The organism is Herbaspirillum lusitanum P6-12, from assembly GCF_000256565.1.
GTDB classification, from domain to species: domain Bacteria; phylum Pseudomonadota; class Gammaproteobacteria; order Burkholderiales; family Burkholderiaceae_D; genus Herbaspirillum; species Herbaspirillum lusitanum.
On record NZ_AJHH01000681.1, the window covers coordinates 1 to 320 of the forward strand.

Consider the following 320-nt stretch of genomic DNA (forward strand, 5'->3'; position numbering starts at 1 on the left):
GAGGCCGGCTTCATCGAGCAGGGCTTCGGCCTTCTTCGGATCATAGCCGTACTTCGGCACGTCGTCGGTGTGGAACTGCTTGAGCGTCGACACCACCGGGCTGACGGCAGGCTTGCCGAAGCCGTACCAGACCACCTTGTTGAAGGCGTTCAGGTCGATCGCATGGGCCAGCGCCTGGCGCACGCGCGCATCCTTGAAGTAAGGACGATCGACGTTGACGTCGAGGAACAGCCATGGCGAGATCCAGTCGTAGCCGCGGGTTTCCAGCTTGAGACCGGGCAGCTTGGCAAGACGCTCGGCGTCCTTCAGCGGCACCGGCG

At 63.8% G+C, this 320-nt stretch carries 1 protein-coding gene; it reads right to left on the reverse strand.

Annotated features, from left to right (window positions below; all coding sequences use genetic code 11):
• A partial coding sequence (locus HLUSI_RS30095) for an ABC transporter substrate-binding protein (protein ID WP_238534063.1) occupies positions 1-320 on the reverse strand: 320 nt, incomplete at both ends.